Raw genomic sequence first — 17537 nt, 5'->3', positions numbered from 1 at the left:
TTTATTTAGACTTAATCTAAATTGATGCAAAACTAGAGGTTCCCCCACGAGACGGATAACGCAAATGGGAATTTTACTGACGCGAACGGGAAGATTGTTCTTCTTCTAAAAAGGCATACACCATCTGAGATCTTCCTCACACACTTTTCTCTATCGGCACCATGGCACTCGGTTCTGAGCCGATGCGACGACGCGCCTTGTCCGGAGCGACTTTCGAAGTGTCTATCTGCGGTGTGCATAACCGCTCAGGTAAACGGAAGCGGCTGTGCCATTGCCTGAGTCGGCTTTCGCCTCCTATTTATATTTTCGGGATGACTCTGGCAGCGCTTCCGCCTACAAAAAACCGGTGCTTCGTAGAAATGTGTGGGCAATTGGATAGCTTTGCGGCAACGCCCATTGGGAACGTCGGTTCTGAGCGTGCCTTTCCCGGCACCGCCTCGGATGAAAAAGGAATCAGGTGCAATACCTGAGCTGACGCGCAACCGTGAGGAGCTATCTGTTTTGGTCTAGGCACGCGCCCCGCTGCCGACCCGGCCACTGTCCTGTTAGGGAAGGGAAGGCCGACCAAAATGCTCCAAGCCGGGAGACTTGCCCCGTTCTTCGGCGGACTTGGCTTTCGCGACTAAGGCCTGGTTCGGAATGGATCGCGACACGTACGATGTAAAAAAATGGCCGCAAGGCTACCGGGGAAGAGGTATGTCTTTTTCACGTGTAGCGCCTCCGGCAAAGGGGACCCGTCTGTTCCGGCGTCAGGTACCGCGAAGGCATGCTCACCATGTATTCGTGTACTTAAACTTTTATTTGTGATGATGACAACACATCTGTTAGGCTATCCTCGCCTCGGGGCCCGGCGCGAAATGAAGCGCGCCTGCGAGCAGTACTGGGCTGGGAAAGCCTCCCTGGAAGACCTGCGGGAGGCGGGTCGTGCGCAGCGCCACTACAACTGGTCGGTGCAGCAACAGGTAGGCCTCGACTGGCTACCGGTAAACGATTTCTCGTTTTACGATCAGGTGCTGGATACCTCGCTTATGGTGGGGGCCGTACCGGAGCGTTTCCATTTCCTGCGGGAAGGCGCGCCGGAGGAGCTCCTCTTTGCCATGGCGCGGGGCTACCAACAGGGCGACCACGACGTGATTGCCCTGGAGATGACCAAGTGGTTCGACACCAACTACCATTACCTAGTGCCGGAATTCACCGCCGACGAGTCGTTCTCGTTTTTCTCCACCAAGGTGGTCGACGAATTCCGGGAGGCGCAGGCCCTGGGCCACGCTGCCAAACCGGTGCTGGTGGGTCCCGTTTCGTACCTGTTGCTGGGCAAGGCCAAAGACTCGGAATTGGATCGCCTTTCGCTGCTGGAGCGCCTCCTGCCCGTCTACGCAGTAGCGCTGCAGGCCCTGCAAGACGCCGGCGCGGAGTGGGTGCAACTCGACGAGCCGTTCCTGGCGATGGACCTCTGCCCGGCGGCAACGGCAGCTTATTCGTATGCCTATCGGGCATTGCGGCGAGCCGTCCCCGAGTTGAAGCTACTCGTGGCGACCTACTTCGGTGACCTACGCGAGAATCAGTCGCTGGCCCTTTCCCTGCCCGTCGACGCGTTGCACCTCGATCTGGTGCGGGGTCCTGAGCAACTGGCCTCGGTCCTGGCCGAACGCCCCGAAGCCCTGACGCTATCGCTCGGGCTGGTCGACGGACGCAACGTCTGGAAAAACGATTTTGCCGCTTCCCGCCGCTCGATAGAACTGGCGCAGGCGCAATGCCCTGCCGACAAGCTGTGGCTCTCGGCGTCGTGTTCGCTGCTGCACGTGCCTTTCGATCTGGAGCAGGAAACCCAGGAAGACGTGCTGACGCCGGAGATCAAAAACTGGCTGGCCTTCGCCAAACAAAAGGCCGAAGAAGTCGTGTTGCTGGCCCGGTTGGCGACCGACGAAGGCAAAGCCACTTACCGGGCGGCGCTGGACGCCAACCAACAGGCCATGGACAGCCGCCGTCAGTCGCCTCTCGTTCACCGGCCCACCGTGCAGCAGCGCCTGCGTCAGGTGACACCGGACGATACCCGCCGCCAGAGCGCCTTCCCGGTGCGACAGGCCGCCCAGCACGCGCGTTTCCACCTCCCCTACTTTCCCACCACCACCATCGGCTCGTTTCCGCAGACCCCCGACGTGCGTCGCCTGCGGGCCCAGCTCCGGCGCGGTGACCTGACCCTGCAACAGTACGAAGCAACGCTGGAAGAAAAGACGCGGGACGTGATTCACCGGCAGGAAGCATTGGGACTAGATGTCTTGGTACACGGGGAGTACGAACGCAACGACATGGTAGAGTACTTCGGTGAGCAGCTCGACGGTATTACGTTTACAGAGCACGGCTGGGTACAGAGCTACGGTTCGCGCGGCGTGAAACCGCCGATCATTTTCGGTGACGTGGAGCGTCCGCAGCCCATGACCGTCCGGTGGGCCGACTTTGCCCAGCAGCAGACCGACAAACCGGTGAAGGGCATGCTGACCGGACCGATCACGATCCTGCAATGGTCGTTCGTGCGCAACGACCAGCCCCGCCGCGACACCGCCCGCCAGATTGCGCTGGCCATTCGGGAAGAAGTGGTGGACCTGGAACGCGCCCACATCGGCATCATCCAGATCGACGAACCGGCCCTTCGGGAAGGCTTGCCCCTCCGTCGTGCCGACTGGCCTGCCTACCTGGACTGGTCGACCGAAGCGTTTCGCCTGGCGGCTTCCGGAGTGCGGGACGACACGCAGATTCACACCCACATGTGTTACTCGGAGTTCAACGACATCCTGGACGCCATCGCCGCACTGGATGCCGACGTGATCACGGTCGAGACGTCGCGTTCGCAGATGGAGTTACTGGAGGCGTTTGCCGCCTTCGCCTACCCGAACGAGATCGGACCGGGCGTCTACGACATCCACTCGCCGCGCGTGCCGACGGCGGAGGAGATGCAGGCGCTGATGGAAAAAGCCGCCCGGGTGATTCCGGCGCGTAACCTCTGGGTCAACCCCGACTGTGGCCTGAAAACCCGCGGCTGGCCCGAGACCGAAGCGGCGCTGCGCAACATGGTGCTGGTCGCCCGGCAACTTCGGGAGGAATACGCACCGACGCTTCTGTAGTTACATTAATGCATCCGGCCCGCCACCCGAGGGTGGCGGGCCTCTTTCTAAGATTTATGGATTTTTTCCCTGCTTTTCCTCACGAATACGCCCAGCCCGCGCAGCCCCATCCGTTGCTGAGTTGGGACGTCTACGCCTGGCAGTCTGCCCGGACCCACCACCTGTTCCGTCAGGAAGCCGACGTGCTGCGTCAGTGGCAGGAGCGGCACCAGTGGCAACAGAAGCTGCCTTACTCCCTGCTGCTTCAGCCGGGCTACGCCCTGGTACTGACCGACGCCGCACTACACATCTGCTGGGTGAGTCGTAGCTTCACCACCCTCACCGGCTACCGCTCCGAAGAGGTGATCGGCCAGCGGCCTTCTCTATTGCAGGGGCCGGCCACCGATCCGACCACGCGTCGTTACCTGCGCGACCGGCTCCAGACGGGCAAGTCGGCACGGGCGACACTGCTCAACTACCGCAAGAGTGGCGCCCCGTACTGGTGTCGCCTGCGCATTATGCCGTTGCTGACCGCCGAGCAGCAACTCACCCATTTTCTCGCCATCGAAATCGAAGCATGACCTCCGACGACAAACGCACCCGCGCGGAAACCCGCGTCTTTATGGCCGTCTTTCCCCACACCACGAATCACTACGACACGCTGTTCGGCGGCACGACCCTGAAGGTGATGGACGAAGTGGCCTTTATCTGCGCCACCCGCTTCTCCCGTAAAAAGATGGTGACCGTCGCCTCCGACCGGGTCGACTTCAACCATCCGATTCCCAGTGGCACCTTGGTGGAATTCATCGCGCACATTGCCCATGTGGGACGCACCAGCCTCAAAATCCAGGTTGACGTGTTCGTGGAGGAGATGTATGCCGAGCACCGGGAGCGGGCCGTATCCGGCACATTTACCCTCGTGGCGATCGATGACGATCGCCAGCCCATTCCGGTCCTGGATACGCCCGACAGATCACTTTAATAAAAAGGCAACTACTCTAAGAAATTACATACAGTCAACCGAAAGGCAAGTATCATTCAAGCTTTCTTGCCACACTGGTTAGCGTGTTCATCCCATGTTAGCCGATGTGGCGAACAGTCTTGGAGGCCAAGAAATTTTACCACTTCAGTTTGATGCCTCCATTGATTACGAAACCATCCACTGGTGCGTAGATGTCGCGGAACTGCGGATCGCTCAGGCTACCCGTGTAAATGGTATCGAAGGCCGTCTGCCGGGTGTCAAGAAAATTCTCGAAGTTGAGAAACACGGAAAAATGCTCACCCCACTGTTTTTCGCTCATCAGTCCCAGGATCCAGTAGGCGCGTCCGGTCTGACCGTCGCTTAACGGCTGGGGACTATAGTAGTAGGCCTCCAGTCCGATCCAGAAATTTTCCTCTTGCTCGTACATGAGCACATTGTTCAGCCGATGCCGCGCCACCCGCGGAACCCGGCTGACCTGACCCTGACGGTGCTCCCGCACATCCGCGTAGGTATAGCCGACAAACCAGTTGAGGTCGTGGTAGCTCCACTTCAGGTTCACCTCTACACCCTTAGTGTCCACGTAGCCGTCCGGCTGCTGAAAGGCGTAGTAGCCCGTTTCGGTCCGTTGCAGCGCTAAAGGGTCCTGAATCTGGGTATAGAATGTCAGCGTGTTGAGCGTCAGCAGCAGCTCTTCCGTGAGGGGTAGGCGGTAGTTGACGTCCAGGTTGCCCCCGCGTGAACGCTCGGCCCGGAGGGTATCTTCGCCCAGCGGCAGCAGATTCCGGAACTGTAGCCGCTCGGCCTCTTCCGAAAAGAGCGTCGGCGTCTTATAACCTCCCCCACCCCCCAGCCGCAAGGTCAGCGCCTCAACCGGTCGGTACATCAGGGAAAGGCGCGGCAGCACAAACCATCCGTACGGCAGTTGGTAGTCGGTGCGGAGGCCGCTTTCCAGCGAAAACTGCTCGGAAACACGCCACGTATTCTGCACAAACCCTCCGACCGTTGTATGCTGGTAATCGAGAGGCGATGCGGTTTCTCCTTGCGCCTGGGAGAATTGATCGGTCCACAGGTTCAGACCCGCCACCCATTCTGCCGACCCACGGACGTGCGAGAGGTTGACTTCGCTGAAAGAGGCGAGCTGCGTTCCGGCAAACGTAAACGCCGGAATGTCGATCTGACGGTCGTAGTGGCTGATGGCGTTTTTCACCGTCAGGCGAGTATAGTCGTTCACCTGATGAGTCAGCGAAAACTCCGTCGACAGACGGGCGGTCCGGTTGCGTTCGAAATAGGGATCCGTGACCGGCTCGCCACGCACATACGCCAGGTTGCCGCCCAACCGGTCTTCCGTGATCAGCGTCACACCGACGTAGGCCGTGGTGCGCTCGGAAGGATAGAAAAACAGGCGGGGGTGCACCGTCAGGCGGTCGAATTTGGGAATGGCCGTCAGGCCGAGGTCGGCCGGATCGTAGGGCGTCCCTTTGTTGTAGGAGACAAACGCGGTGGCCCCTACTTTTCCCCATTTCTCAGCGTAAAAGCCACTCGCGTCCAGGCCCAGCGCCGAGGTGCCGTTGAAAAGGAAGCTTACCTCCGGCCCCTCCTCCGGGGTCTTGGAGACGAGGTTGACCAGCCCGGCAATGGCCCCGCCGCCGTAGAGCGTCGACACCGATCCTTTGATCACCTCCACCTGCCTGAGGTCGAGCGGGGCGATCTGCATCAGGCTCAGCCCGCCGGAAAAGCCCGAGTAGAGCGGCAATCCGTCGCGGAGCAACTGAGTGTATTTGCCGTCCAGTCCCTGGATGCGGATGCTGGAATTGTAACTGGTGGCCGACGTTTGCTGGGTCTGAATGCCAGTGCTTTCGTTGAGCAACATGCGGATGTCGCCGGGTTTCATGTTGCCTTTCTCGGCCAGTTCCTCCCCGGCGATAAACTCCACCCGGGTGGGAAGGTCGGCGATGGTGCGCGTGCTGCGGGTCGAGGTGATGGTGACTTCTTCCATCGCTTCGGCCGACGGCGTCAGGTAGAACGTCTGGCCCTGCAGCGAGTCGGCCAGGGGAAAGGTACGTTGCACCTGTACAGTAGCATACCCTACGTAGCGGAAGCGGATGTCGTAGGTGCCCGCAGGGAGCTGGGTCACGAGGGCGGTGCCCTGCGGATCGGTCACTGCGCCTTTTTCCAGCGCGGGCAGGTAGACCGAAACGCCCGGCAGCGGCTGCTGAGTAGCCTGGTCTTTCACCGTAGCACGGAACATGGATTGGGCGTGGAGGCCGCCGGAAATCAGCAGCAACCACCCCAGGAAGCGGAGGTTCATGATTGTAAGAATAATGGAGGTAACGTACAACGAACGGGGGGGCGTAGTGACTACGGCCCGTCAGCAGGAGAAAAAAGAAAGGAGGTTATCCCCGCCGGGGTGGCTTGAACAAGAGGCGAATCACCGATTGGGAACCGGTGGCTTGGTAAAAAGCGACGGGAAGCACGGGTTCTACCCGCATGGGCAGAAAGCGAAACGACACCGCGTGGAGGGTAAAGCCCGCACAGACGCCACAGGTGTAAAACGGAGAACAGGCGTGCGGGACACGTTCGTGTTCATGCTGCGCGGTGTTCTCCTCCGAGGTCCATGCGTCCTCACACCCTGACTCGTCCCCACAGCACGGACTGAGGGAGAGAAGCAGCGAGAGCAGGGCCAGGAAAAGGGTGATCGGTTTCACGGCGACAAAACTAGGAGATTACGCTCAAACAAGCACGAGGTTCTACCGGCGTAAAACCTTTCTTTGTTGCCCCTCTCTTCTGCAATTTAGGCTCGGTACTGCCACCGTATGCGCATCCAGACCACATAGCCTAGCAAGCCAGGTCTTTAACCTTCTGCTACCTGCTTCTTCGTTGGACTTTTCAGGTGGTTTTATCACGTAAACTACGAATCTGTTCACTCACCCTCTTATGTTCCGCTCTCCTTTAGGTTTCCCTTTTCTTACTCTCAACGGAGCCTCCACCGGATTGTCTTGGAGTGCACGGAGGAACTGGCACGCTGTCGTAAGCAGGGACATTCCAGGACGAGACGATTATCTGGCATTCGGCTAGAAAATGGTTCCGCTCCCTTGCAGAGCAGATCAGACACCCTTTGAGCTATTTAGTTACTACGCTGTCATTTCCGATGAAGTATGCGTCACTGTGGCACCCTACACACCGCTTCCACCGGCCTGGGGGTATCGCCCTCAATTGCAGTACCCCACCGCCGCCGCCACCCGTCGCCTCCGAAGACGTGTGGCTGGAAGCCGAGTGCGCGCAGGGGGGCACCCAGTGGACGGAAGTAGCCAGCTCGCTGGCGTCGAACGGCAGCATAATGACCCGACAAGGGAGCGCTTTGTACACACCTTCCGATCAGGTGGCCGATCGCCTCCGCTTTCAGTTCATCCTGGACCAGGCAGGTCAGTACTACCTGTTCGGGCGCATCCGGGCCATGACCACCAACCGTAATTCGTTTTGGGTGCGCATCAACGGCGGGGAATGGATGCTCTGGGAGCAGTCGCCTACGGGTACCGGCTATACCTGGTACCCGAAAGACGGCGGGGCCTTTGCGCTGGCGGCGGGCGTGAACACCCTCGACATCGGGTACCGCGAACCCAATACTAACCTGGACAAGCTCTACCTCTCCACCCAAAGCAGTGCGCCTTCCGGCTATGGCGTTACGGCGTCCAACTGCCAGAGTAGCCGGAAGGCGGGCACGACCCGTCCGGCGGCAAACGTTGCCTCCTGGCAGGTCTACCCCAACCCCGTTGCTACTCACCTGAACATCGCCTGGGAAGGGACCCATACCGTCCGCTTGTACAACACCCTGGGTGTAGTCGTAGGCGAATGGCGCATGACCGACCAAGCCGTCTTGCCAGTAGCGTTCTTACCTGCCGGGGTCTACTACCTGCAGTCGGAAGGGCAGCCTACGCAAAAGCTGGTCAAACCGTAATAGCCTACCAACCTTCAACCCGGATTCGCAAAGCCTTATCTACATCTCCCTATAGTCCATCAAATAAAAAGCCGTTTGCGTACGCAAACGGCTTTTTATTTGAGACGCCAAAAGTCAGCTTCTGTCCTATGTCAGCTCGACTCCGGTATCAAGGGTCATACGCAGAGCGACTCCGTTGATCCGCTATCACTGGTTTTGACGCGCAAACGCCTCCGAATGGATTTGTTTTGCTATGCGGTATCCATCCATTTTCCACTTATACCAGCCTTACGGAATTTTCAGTTGCATGTAAGGGCTCTTTTGTCTTTCTTCCTAGATAGCTGTAGCTTCTTTGCCCTTTTGTTCCTGCTCTATAAAATAGGCAGTCTGAAAGGCTCATTGCTTGACTATTTTGAAACTCCGACGCTGCCGACCTCTGACGACCTGTAATAAATAAATGCCTTCTGAGTAGCGGCTCATATCAACGGACACGCCCCTATGCGGACCCGTCACCAGGGTATGGTACCACAATTGCTGTCCCCTCAGGTTGTACAGCGCAATCGCGGTACGCTCATTGGACCCGCCAACGGTCAGTTGCACCCGATCGTGCGTCGGATTCGGACTGAACCGTATATCTACTGATTCGAACGGATCTACGGACGTTATGTCGGGCGTATAGTCCGCATTGATGTACAACTCTTCCGGTACCGGCAGTCTGGTCAGGAGGTAAGCCGCGTTCCTCCAAATGGTCAAGGCCTCAGACGATACATTCGCGCCGTCTCCTTTCACCAGGGCGCCATACGCAAAGGGCAGCACGACCGCATCGACCTGAAGCACGTCGGCCGGATCTGCCCCGAGTTGAGTACCGGCCGGCAGGTAGTTGACCACCAGCGCCTGGTCGGGGTCGGTGACCTCGGGCACCGTCGCCAGCAACGTTCCCGAAGTAGAGATATCCAGGTGGTTGACGATGTCAAGGGCTTTGTCGCCACCATCGGACCCGTCGTTAGCCGCCAGCTCCGCGATCATGCGCACCTGCTCACCTGCTGAGAAGTCAATCCCTCGAAACAGGTCGTGGCGTTGATTGACTTGGGGAACGGTCAGATAGAAATGCTGAGTTGTTGCCGCCACGGCGTCCGCATCCGTCACAGCCCTGCCGTCCCGAAAAATATTCGTCTTGTTATAGATGATGGGGGTCTTGATGTTTCGAATGCCCACACTTCCACCGGGCTGGAACAGGGGCGCTCCAGAGCTAAGCGTTTCCTGCGCGATGATGAGATCGAAAAACTGAGGGTCGGGGAGCTTGCTTCCATCTTGCGGAGTTTCCACATAGGTGACCTGGAAGTTCTCATCCGCATTCAACATGCGGATAACCGGATCGTTGCCGGGCGTAGAACCTCCCCCATTGCCCGGGTCCACCCCAAACTGGTTGATGTAAAGCACCTGTTTATAATTTGCAGGATTACGATACAAATCCGTAGGCACCGGTAGTCCAGTCAGTAGGTAGACGGCATTTCGCCAGAGGGTCAGGGCCTCAGACGAGATGTTTTTCCCTTTGTCCCTGACCATCGCTCCGTAACTGAATGAGAAGTTTACCGCATCGACCTGAAGCACGTCGGCCGGGTCTTCCCCCAGCTGGGTACCGGCCGGCAGGTAGTTGACCACCAGCGCCTGGGCAGGGTCGGTCACTTCGGGCACCGTCGCCAGCAACGTTCCCGAAGTAGAGATATCCAGGTGGTTGACGATGTCAAGGGCCTTGTTGCCACCATCGGACCCGTCGTCAGCCGCCAGTTCGTACGTAATGCGCAGCTGCTCTCCCCCCGCGAAATCGATTCCGTTGAAGAGGACGTGGGATTGATGGGCGGCGGGAACGGTAATAAAGAAGTTTTGGGTCGGCGTAACCGCCGCGTCTACATCCGTTACAGCCCTGCCGTCCGTAAACGCCCCGATTTGGTTGAAGATGACGGGAATGGACACGTTTTTCACGCCCAACAGACCACCGGGCTGAAGGTAGTCTGCCCCCGGATCAATTGTTTCCTGCGCGATGACCAGGTCAAACGCAGCCAGGTCAGGAATGAGACTGCCGTCCGGTGGCGTTTCGACGTAAGTCACCTCAAAATAGTCGTCGAGTTCCAGCATGCGGATCACAGGATCATACCCCGGTGTAGCACCTCCTCCGTCGCCGGGATCTACCCCAGTCTGATTGACGTAGAGGATCTTCTTAGCTAATGCCGGGTTGTAGTATTTCACGGGAGGCACCGCCAACCCGGTCAGCAAATACGCCGCATTTCGCCAGAGGGTGAGTCCCTCGTCGGTGATGTTTTTGCCGTCTTCTCGGACCAGGGCGCCATACGCAAAGGGTAGCACGACCGCATCGACCTGAAGCACGTCGGCCGGGTCTTCCCCGAGTTGAGTACCGGCCGGCAGGTAGTTGACCACCAGCGCCTGGGCAGGGTCGGTGACCTCGGGCACCGTCGCCAGCAACGTTCCCGAAGTAGAGATATCCAGGTGGTTGACGATATCGATGGCTTTGTCGCCAGGTTCAGTACCGTCGTTGTTGGCCAGTTCATACGTAACGCGTACCTGCTCGCCTGCCGAGAAGTCGATGCCCCGAAACAGGTCGTGGGCTTGATTCGCCTGGGGAACGGTCAGCTCTAAACGCTGAGTCCCAATCGCCACGGCGTCCGCATCCTGCACGGCCCTACCGTCCCGAAAAGCGGAAGTTTTGCTGTAAATGATGGGAACGGACACCTCACGCACGGCCAGCTTTCCGCTGGACTGGAACAGGGTCGCGGCCGAAGCGATGGACTCCTGCGCGATGATCAGATCGAAATCCGTCAGGGCGGGGAGCTTGCTTCCATCTTGGGGGGTTTCCACGTAGGTGACCTGGAAGTTTTTATCCGCATTCAACATGCGGATAACCGGATCGTTACCGGCCACGGAGATGCCTTGTCTGCCGGAATTCACCCCAGATTGATTGACATAAAGCACTTGTTTTACCTGTGCCAGGAGCGAGCGGGGCGCCCCTGCCACGCAGCATAGGAGTAAAAAGAAGATTGTTTTAACGTTCATGGTGGGTAGTAGGATGGAAAGGATTATAAGGAAAAGTGGTTCAGGCTGCAGGGATCTACTCTTCAAGCGGAAAGGTTTTCGCTAAGACAGGAAGGCATAAGCCCCTTGCTGCCGATTGCGACGGGCTGTCGAATAGCCAAGGCTCTGGTAGGGAGGATGGTAAGCAAGACGGTATTCGCCCAATCATGTTTGATCCTGTGCTGAACGCAGTGCCTACATTAAAGGAAGCGAATGCACGAACCGATATGATTTTTCGGATCAGCAGCGGGCCGCAATAGAGTGTTGGAGCCCATCGAAACCTGGCGGCTAGGGTGATCCCGCCACCGCGTGGTGCAACACCCGCCGCGTCCATCACGCTTGGAAAGTTCCTTTAGTTGACTCATTGAGCTTATATGCACGAGGCCGCTTGAAAAAATTGTCCGTTTTTTTCATAGGAATTCCATTCTCTCTTTCCACAAAATCTACAGACCCCACGTCTCATGTGTCTCGACCAAGCACCATTGTTCAGGTTTAAAAAGCCTAACCGGCTTCTATGGCGTTTCCAGGTTAAATTTCATAACCGTTTTCCTTTCATTCAAGTATACTTAGGTAACCGTCTTCCTGGGATTGCCTATTCTTAGGCTCTGTTTTTCAGACTCGCTTACCCTTCTCCGGGGCGAGTGCAAACCCTTTTTCTATGCTCTGTTATTTTTTTAAGGCCGTCGTGCTCGACATGGACGGCGTTGTGACCCAAACGGCCCGCCTCCACGCAAAAGCGTGGAAACAGCTGTTCGATGCCTTTCTGAAAAAGCACGAAGGGCAACCTCCCTTCGACCTTCAACACGATTACAACCGATACATTGACGGCAAGTCACGCCTGGACGGCGTACGCGACTTTCTGGCCTCCCGCGACATTTCTCTCGCCGAAGGCGGCCCCACCGAGGGCGGCCCCACCGAGGGCGGCCCCACCGAGGGCGGCCCTGATAACTCATCGGACGAAGAAACGGTGTACCGACTGGGCCAACGGAAAAACGAGTTTTTTCTGCAGATCCTGGACAAAGAAGGCGCGCAGGCGTATCCCGATGCCCTGGAGGCGTTGCACCGGTGGCGGGACGAAGGACTCAAACTAGGCATCATCTCCTCTAGTCGCAATGCCGAACGCATTCTCGATTCGGCGGGGGTGCTCGACCTGTTCGACGTGCGCGTTGACGGCATAGTGTCCCAGGAAAAAGAGCTGGCAGGCAAACCCGCCCCCGACATCTTTCTGGAAGCCTGCCGCCAGTTGGAAGTCGCCCCGACGCGCACCGTCGTGCTCGAGGATGCCCTGGCGGGCGTAGAAGCCGGCCGGCGGGGCAGGTTCGGCTGGGTGGTGGGCGTGGCCCGGAAAGACGACGAAGAGACATTGCGCCAGGCCGGTGCCGACGTGGTCGTTCCCTCCCTGACCGATCTGACCGACTACCTGCCGGCAGACGACGCTGACCATGCCTTCCGCATCACCTACCTCGGCTGGCGACCGGAAGACCAGAAACTACGCGAGGCACTGTGTACGCTGGGCAACGGTTATGTGGCGACCCGCGGCGCGGCAGAAGAAAACGGCAACAACGACTTTAACTACCCCGGCACTTACCTGGCGGGCGGCTTCAACCGGGCCGAATCGACCGTCGGCGACCGAATAATTGAAAACCAAGACCTCGTCAACTTTCCGAACTGGCTCTGCCTGAGTTTCCGCCTCGAGGGCGGCGACTAGCTCAATCTGGAGCGCGATTATTTTTGAGGATTCCCCCTTCAGTTCAGGTAGGTGAAAAAGCAACTGCCTCACGGAAACGTAACCACTGCCGCTGCGTACGAAGACTTATGCAGCTTTTACCCTGTTACCCAAGCACGTATTCCCCTATTTTTTTTCTACAGTATGCCCCTGGATAAACTATTATCGAAATTCCGTACCCTTGCCGAAGGAATTATTGCCGAAGAAGCCCCTCGGGTTGACCAGGAAGCGCGTTGGCCGGAGAAAAGCATGCGGCTTCTGCAACAAGAAAGGCTAACTGGCCTGGTCGTTCCTCAGGAATGCGGCGGATGGGGACAAGGACTGTATGCGTTGGGACAAGCCTGCGAAGTTATCGGGCAGGTATCGGCTTCTACTGCACTGTGTTTCGGTATGCACGGGGTGGGAGCCGCCGTGATGGCCGCGAAAGCCTCCCCACGACAAAAGAAAGCGTTTTTAGAACCCATCGCCCAGGGCCTTCACTTGACCACCCTGGCCCTGAGCGAACCGGGAACCGGAGCTCATTTCTACTATCCTCAAACCCAGCTGTTGGCCGTTTCGCCCGATGAATTTCAACTGGAAGGGCAAAAAACATTCGTGACCAACGGAGGCCACGCCGACTCCTACGTCGTCTCTACCGTTGGCGTGGAGCCGGAGGCGGGTTTTCACCAGTTCTCCTGCGCGATCGTAGAGAAATGCGCAGCAGGGCTGGATTGGGGACCCGCCTGGAACGGGATAGGCATGCGCGGTAATTCCTCCCGCAGCCTCACCCTGCATCAGGTGACGATTCCCGCTTGGCATCTCTTGGGCGAACGCGGCGACCAGCTCTGGTATATTTTTCAAGTGGTCGCGCCCTACTTTTTAACCGCAATGGCTGGTACCTATCTGGGGCTGGCCCAGGCGGCTCTGGATCGGGTACGCCATCACCTCATGCAACGCCATTACAGCCACAGTGGTCTTTCCTTGCATCAGGTCCCGCTTCTGCAACATCGATTAGGGACACTCTGGGCAAAGGTGGAACGGACGCGCCAACTCCTTTACCATGCCGCTCGTCAGGGCGATGCGCAGGGGGCTGGGGCCGTGATGTCGCTCTTGGCAGCCAAGGCCGAAGTAGCCCATTGTGCCGTCGAAGTAGTCAACGAAGCCATGACGCTGGCCGGTGGCAGCGCATACCGGGAGGATTCCGCTTTCGATGTGCTGCTGCGGGATGCGCGAGCTGCTCACGTCATGTCGCCTACCACGGATTTACTCTACACCTGGATTGGTCGTGCCTTGTTGGATCAGCCCTTGCTCGGTGATTGAATGATTCTTCTCTATACAAGCTTTCCCCGCGAACTACTGCACATGCTGCAGGCCGATCCGGCGCTGGCTTCCGTCCAATTTCTGGAGGTAACTGAAGCGGAACTGATGGCCGGCCGGGCTGTCTCCCCGTCGGTTGACCTGCTGTTAATTGGGGAGCACACTGACAACCCCATTCGTTTGGCTCAGCAGGTGCAACGGACGGATCCTCATCTTTCAATTCTGCTGATGAGCGACCCCTTGTCGTATCCGCGCGTACAACAGGCGCTACAGTTGGCACCGGGAATAGGCCCCTCGCTAGCCAGTATCTCCAGTGCGGGAAAAGCTGGGCTGGCCGCTATGGTGAAAACCCATCTGGCACGAACCGCGCAGCGACGCAATTATGTGCGCCTCAAAGCTTCCCTCCCCAACCTCTCCCTGCCAGCCTACCCTAATGCTGAACGCATTAAAGCAGACTTTGCTTATCAGGCTTTTGAAGAAGCGCCCATCGGCATCCTTCTGCTCGGCAAGTACGAAGAGATCCTTTCCTTAAATCCCTTTGCGGTAGGCCTGCTGGGTACCAGCGAACGTAACTTGTTGGGCAAAACGCTTTGGAAACTTTTTCCTAACGCAACACAGAAGGAATTGCGGACATTTTTGCAGGCGCACACCGCTACTCAAAACAGGCAGTACTTTGCCCTGGACGAGACAAATCGGTACGTAGAGATCACCTTAAAACCCCTTCCTTTGGAAGAGAAGGGACACTACCGTACGGTACTCATGCATGAGGTAACCGAGCAACTGGAGGCACATCGGCGCGCGGTGACCAGTGCTCACCAACTACGACTCCTTACCGATGCCATGCCGGTTTTGATCGGCTACCTGGATCGCGAGGAAAAATACCGCTTTGCCAACCGCGCTTACCAAGCCTGGTTTCATCAGGACCCTGCTACCCTATTGGGACGACCCGTTCGTAAGGTCGTAGGCGAGCAGGCGTACGCAGGCGTGAAAGACTACATTAGACGCGCCCTGGCAGGCGAACGGCTGGACTTTGAAGCCCGCATGCCATACCGGGACGATTTTACCAAATACATCCGAACCAGCTACGTGCCGGACGTGCAGGCAGGTGAGGTAGTAGGGTTTTATACCCTCGTCACAGACATCACCGAATCGGTTTTGGCGCAGCAGCAAATGGAGGAAAGCGCGCAGCGCTTTCGCCTGTTAACCGAATCCATTCCCCAAATGATCTGGACGGCCATGCCGGATGGATACCTGAACTACTTCAGTCAGCAATGGTACAACTACTCCGGCTATGATGAGGAGCATTCCACCGGAGAAGGATGGATCAAAGCCGTTCACCCTGAAGACCTTACGAATCTGTACCAGCGGTGGACGCAGGCGTTACGCACCGGCGCTCCCTACCAGGTGGAGGCGCGGGTAAAGCGGGCCGATGGCATGTACCGGTGGCAACTGATCCGTGCACTTCCGCAACGCAACGAGGAAGGCACGATCACCCAATGGATGGGGACCTTTACCGACTTGCAAGACCAGCGTCAGGCCAAGCAAGCGCTTCAGACCCTGGCAGAAGAGCTTGCTACCACCAATGAGGAATTGCAGGCCGCCAACGAAGATCTAGCTGCCTCGAACCAACAACTTCTCCACGTCAATTCGGATCTGGACAATTTTATTTATACTGCTTCACATGATTTGAAGACTCCCATTGCAAACATTGAAGGTCTGCTGTATGTGTTGATCCGCCATTTAAAACAGGAACTTCCTACCTCATCGCGCACCCAACACATTACGACCCTTATGCAAGAGTCGGTAGAACGGTTTAAGAAAACGATAGATAACCTGAATGATGTAATCAAGCTACAGAAAGAGTACAACGGAGAAATCGTTACCGTGGACCTCAGAGAAGTGATTCAGGAAGTGTGGCTTGATCTGGAGCCACAACGCCAAGCGGTCGGTGCGCAGATCGAAATCGATATTGCCGATCCAGCCTTGATACGCTTTTCAAAAAAGAATGCTCGAAGCGTCGTCTATAATTTACTGAGCAACAGCCTGAAATATCGCTCGCCCGCGCGGGTGCCGCTGATTCGCATCCACGGAAAACCAAGCAAGCAGTACTATAGCTTGGCGGTAGAAGACAATGGCTTGGGCATGACTGAGGTCCAAGTAGCCAAGCTTTTCTCCATGTTTCGCCGCTTTCACGACCACATCGAAGGATCGGGCATTGGGTTGTACATGATCCGGAAAATGATAGAAAACGTTGGCGGAACTATTGAAGTAGAGAGCCAGCCTCAGGTAGGCACTACCTTCCGCGTCTACTTTCCTGATCAATAGGGTATGTCTACCACCAATAGGGTTGAGGAAGGTTACTGCCCCTTGTAACTGTCGCTTGGGTACGCGCCACTGTACTGGTAATTACGTCGTTTACTCCTCCACAGCCATCCGCATTCCCGATAGAGTTGACGTAGCAGAAAGCGATCTAGCATGCTAACCTTCTGACCAGGATCTGTGGATTAAGACCGCTTGAACCTCCAAGTATTGTGAACCTACGGGTAAATGGCTCCCAGATTACCAGAAGCTCTTTTAAAGTGAAAAATGAATTCTTTCTGACTCTTCGGATTGGCTGGAACAATAACAATCACCGTAACCCTGCCGAAGCATCTTCAGTGCCAATGAGAGACTGCCGCTGGGCGGCAAGTGGTTGGGCTTCTTGAAAGTTCATCGGCGTTTGTTGGAGAGATAGTAAGTTAAGTTACCAGATAGAGTACATGTCGCGCACTTAACCAATGCGCCCAGATGGCCTCGCCATGACTCACTGCACAGCATCTCTTCAAATGATAGTTGCTCCCGCTGCTTATCCAGGAACGCTATAGGTCAATTTACAGGTCCTTGTCCGGTTGGCATACCCAGCGCTTTTTTCGGCTTGTCAGACTCCTGCGGCACCGGACTATCTATTGAAAACCTTTTCGTGCACCCAACCAGGTTAATCCATGAAATTCGCGAGAACGATCGGGTGCAGTTTGATTTCGAACAAGGCAAAAAAGGTATGAATGCCGTCAACAGCGGCATAGCGGATTGCATTTGAGGTATGTACCAATGCGGCGCGGCAAACTGCTGGGTTAATATGCTTGCGCAAGCGTATTAAACGCGAAGGCGCGGCCTGGATTTGGCCGCGATGGTCGGCAGTGCGTGGATTCTCCCCCTGAACTTCAGCGCCTTTCCTCTTAAAGTAGCATAAAATAGCACTAAGGCCGAAGATTTTCTTGTTCGCGCAAGGGTACAACTTATTATTTTCTGCTTCCTGCCTGAGCACAAGCTCCGGGGTCGGGGTCCGGCATTTTGCTCAAATTCCGGGCGGACACCTCTATATTGCTTCGCCTCTTCTTTTCCCTATCCCAGCCGGGATCGCATAGTGCCGCG

At 57.0% G+C, this 17537-nt stretch carries 11 protein-coding genes and 1 riboswitch; of the genes, 7 read left to right on the top strand and 4 right to left on the bottom strand.

Annotation, left to right across the window (positions count from 1 at the left end; all coding sequences use genetic code 11):
* Positions 1–410: 410 nt before the first annotated feature.
* Positions 411–611: riboswitch (cobalamin riboswitch) on the top strand.
* 198 nt (positions 612–809) lie between these two features.
* From metE to BLR44_RS26060, 3 genes are read left to right on the top strand one after another with little or no spacing between them, the layout of a single operon-like run.
* Positions 810–3122: a 5-methyltetrahydropteroyltriglutamate--homocysteine S-methyltransferase gene (metE, locus tag BLR44_RS26070; RefSeq protein WP_089688003.1), complete on the top strand. Its 2313-nt coding sequence runs from the start codon at positions 810–812 to the stop codon at positions 3120–3122.
* Between the two features lie 56 nt (positions 3123–3178).
* Entirely contained in the window at positions 3179–3682 is a 504-nt protein-coding gene (locus tag BLR44_RS26065; RefSeq protein ID WP_176956218.1) for a PAS domain-containing protein, read from the top strand.
* Positions 3679–4083, top strand: a complete 405-nt coding sequence (locus BLR44_RS26060) for an acyl-CoA thioesterase (RefSeq protein ID WP_089687985.1) — start codon at positions 3679–3681, stop codon at positions 4081–4083. Before BLR44_RS26065 ends, BLR44_RS26060 begins: the two co-directional genes overlap by 4 nt.
* A gap of 136 nt (positions 4084–4219) precedes the next feature.
* On the opposite strand, the gene BLR44_RS26055 is transcribed toward BLR44_RS26060, so the two are convergent.
* Positions 4220–6391: a TonB-dependent receptor gene (locus BLR44_RS26055; protein WP_089687983.1), complete on the bottom strand. Its 2172-nt coding sequence runs from the start codon at positions 6389–6391 to the stop codon at positions 4220–4222.
* An 85-nt stretch (positions 6392–6476) separates the two neighbouring features.
* A complete protein-coding gene (locus BLR44_RS28750; protein ID WP_143017482.1) occupies positions 6477–6788 on the bottom strand; it encodes a hypothetical protein in 312 nt (103 codons plus the stop codon).
* A gap of 443 nt (positions 6789–7231) precedes the next feature.
* On the opposite strand from BLR44_RS28750, the gene BLR44_RS26045 reads away from it, so the two are divergent.
* The gene (locus tag BLR44_RS26045; protein WP_089687980.1) at positions 7232–8038 is read left to right on the top strand and encodes a T9SS type A sorting domain-containing protein; all 807 of its coding nucleotides are present in this window, start codon (positions 7232–7234) and stop codon (positions 8036–8038) included.
* Between the two features lie 375 nt (positions 8039–8413).
* Here BLR44_RS26045 and BLR44_RS26040 read toward each other — a convergent pair whose 3' ends face one another.
* A complete protein-coding gene (locus BLR44_RS26040) occupies positions 8414–11086 on the bottom strand; it encodes a T9SS type A sorting domain-containing protein (protein WP_089687978.1) in 2673 nt (890 codons plus the stop codon).
* 676 nt (positions 11087–11762) lie between these two features.
* Here BLR44_RS26040 and BLR44_RS26035 point away from each other — a divergent pair.
* From BLR44_RS26035 to BLR44_RS26025, 3 genes are all read left to right on the top strand, one after another.
* On the top strand, positions 11763–12812 hold the full coding sequence (locus BLR44_RS26035) for a beta-phosphoglucomutase family hydrolase (RefSeq protein ID WP_089687976.1): 1050 nt from the start codon (positions 11763–11765) through the stop codon (positions 12810–12812).
* A gap of 162 nt (positions 12813–12974) precedes the next feature.
* Positions 12975–14129 (top strand): acyl-CoA dehydrogenase family protein, encoded by a 1155-nt coding sequence (locus tag BLR44_RS26030; RefSeq protein ID WP_089687974.1) that lies wholly within the window; start codon positions 12975–12977, stop codon positions 14127–14129.
* Positions 14130–16451: a PAS domain-containing sensor histidine kinase gene (locus BLR44_RS26025; RefSeq protein ID WP_176956217.1), complete on the top strand. Its 2322-nt coding sequence runs from the start codon at positions 14130–14132 to the stop codon at positions 16449–16451. It abuts the gene before it with no gap.
* Positions 16452–17100: 649 nt separating this feature from the next.
* Here the strand turns inward: BLR44_RS26025 and BLR44_RS29340 are convergent.
* A complete protein-coding gene (locus BLR44_RS29340) occupies positions 17101–17430 on the bottom strand; it encodes a hypothetical protein (protein WP_089687972.1) in 330 nt (109 codons plus the stop codon).
* Between the last annotated feature and the right edge of the window lie 107 nt (positions 17431–17537).

The sequence above is a fragment of the Catalinimonas alkaloidigena genome, assembly GCF_900100765.1.
Lineage (GTDB): Bacteria > Bacteroidota > Bacteroidia > Cytophagales > Flexibacteraceae > Mooreia > Mooreia alkaloidigena.
This window is presented reverse-complemented; position numbering and strand designations above follow the sequence as displayed.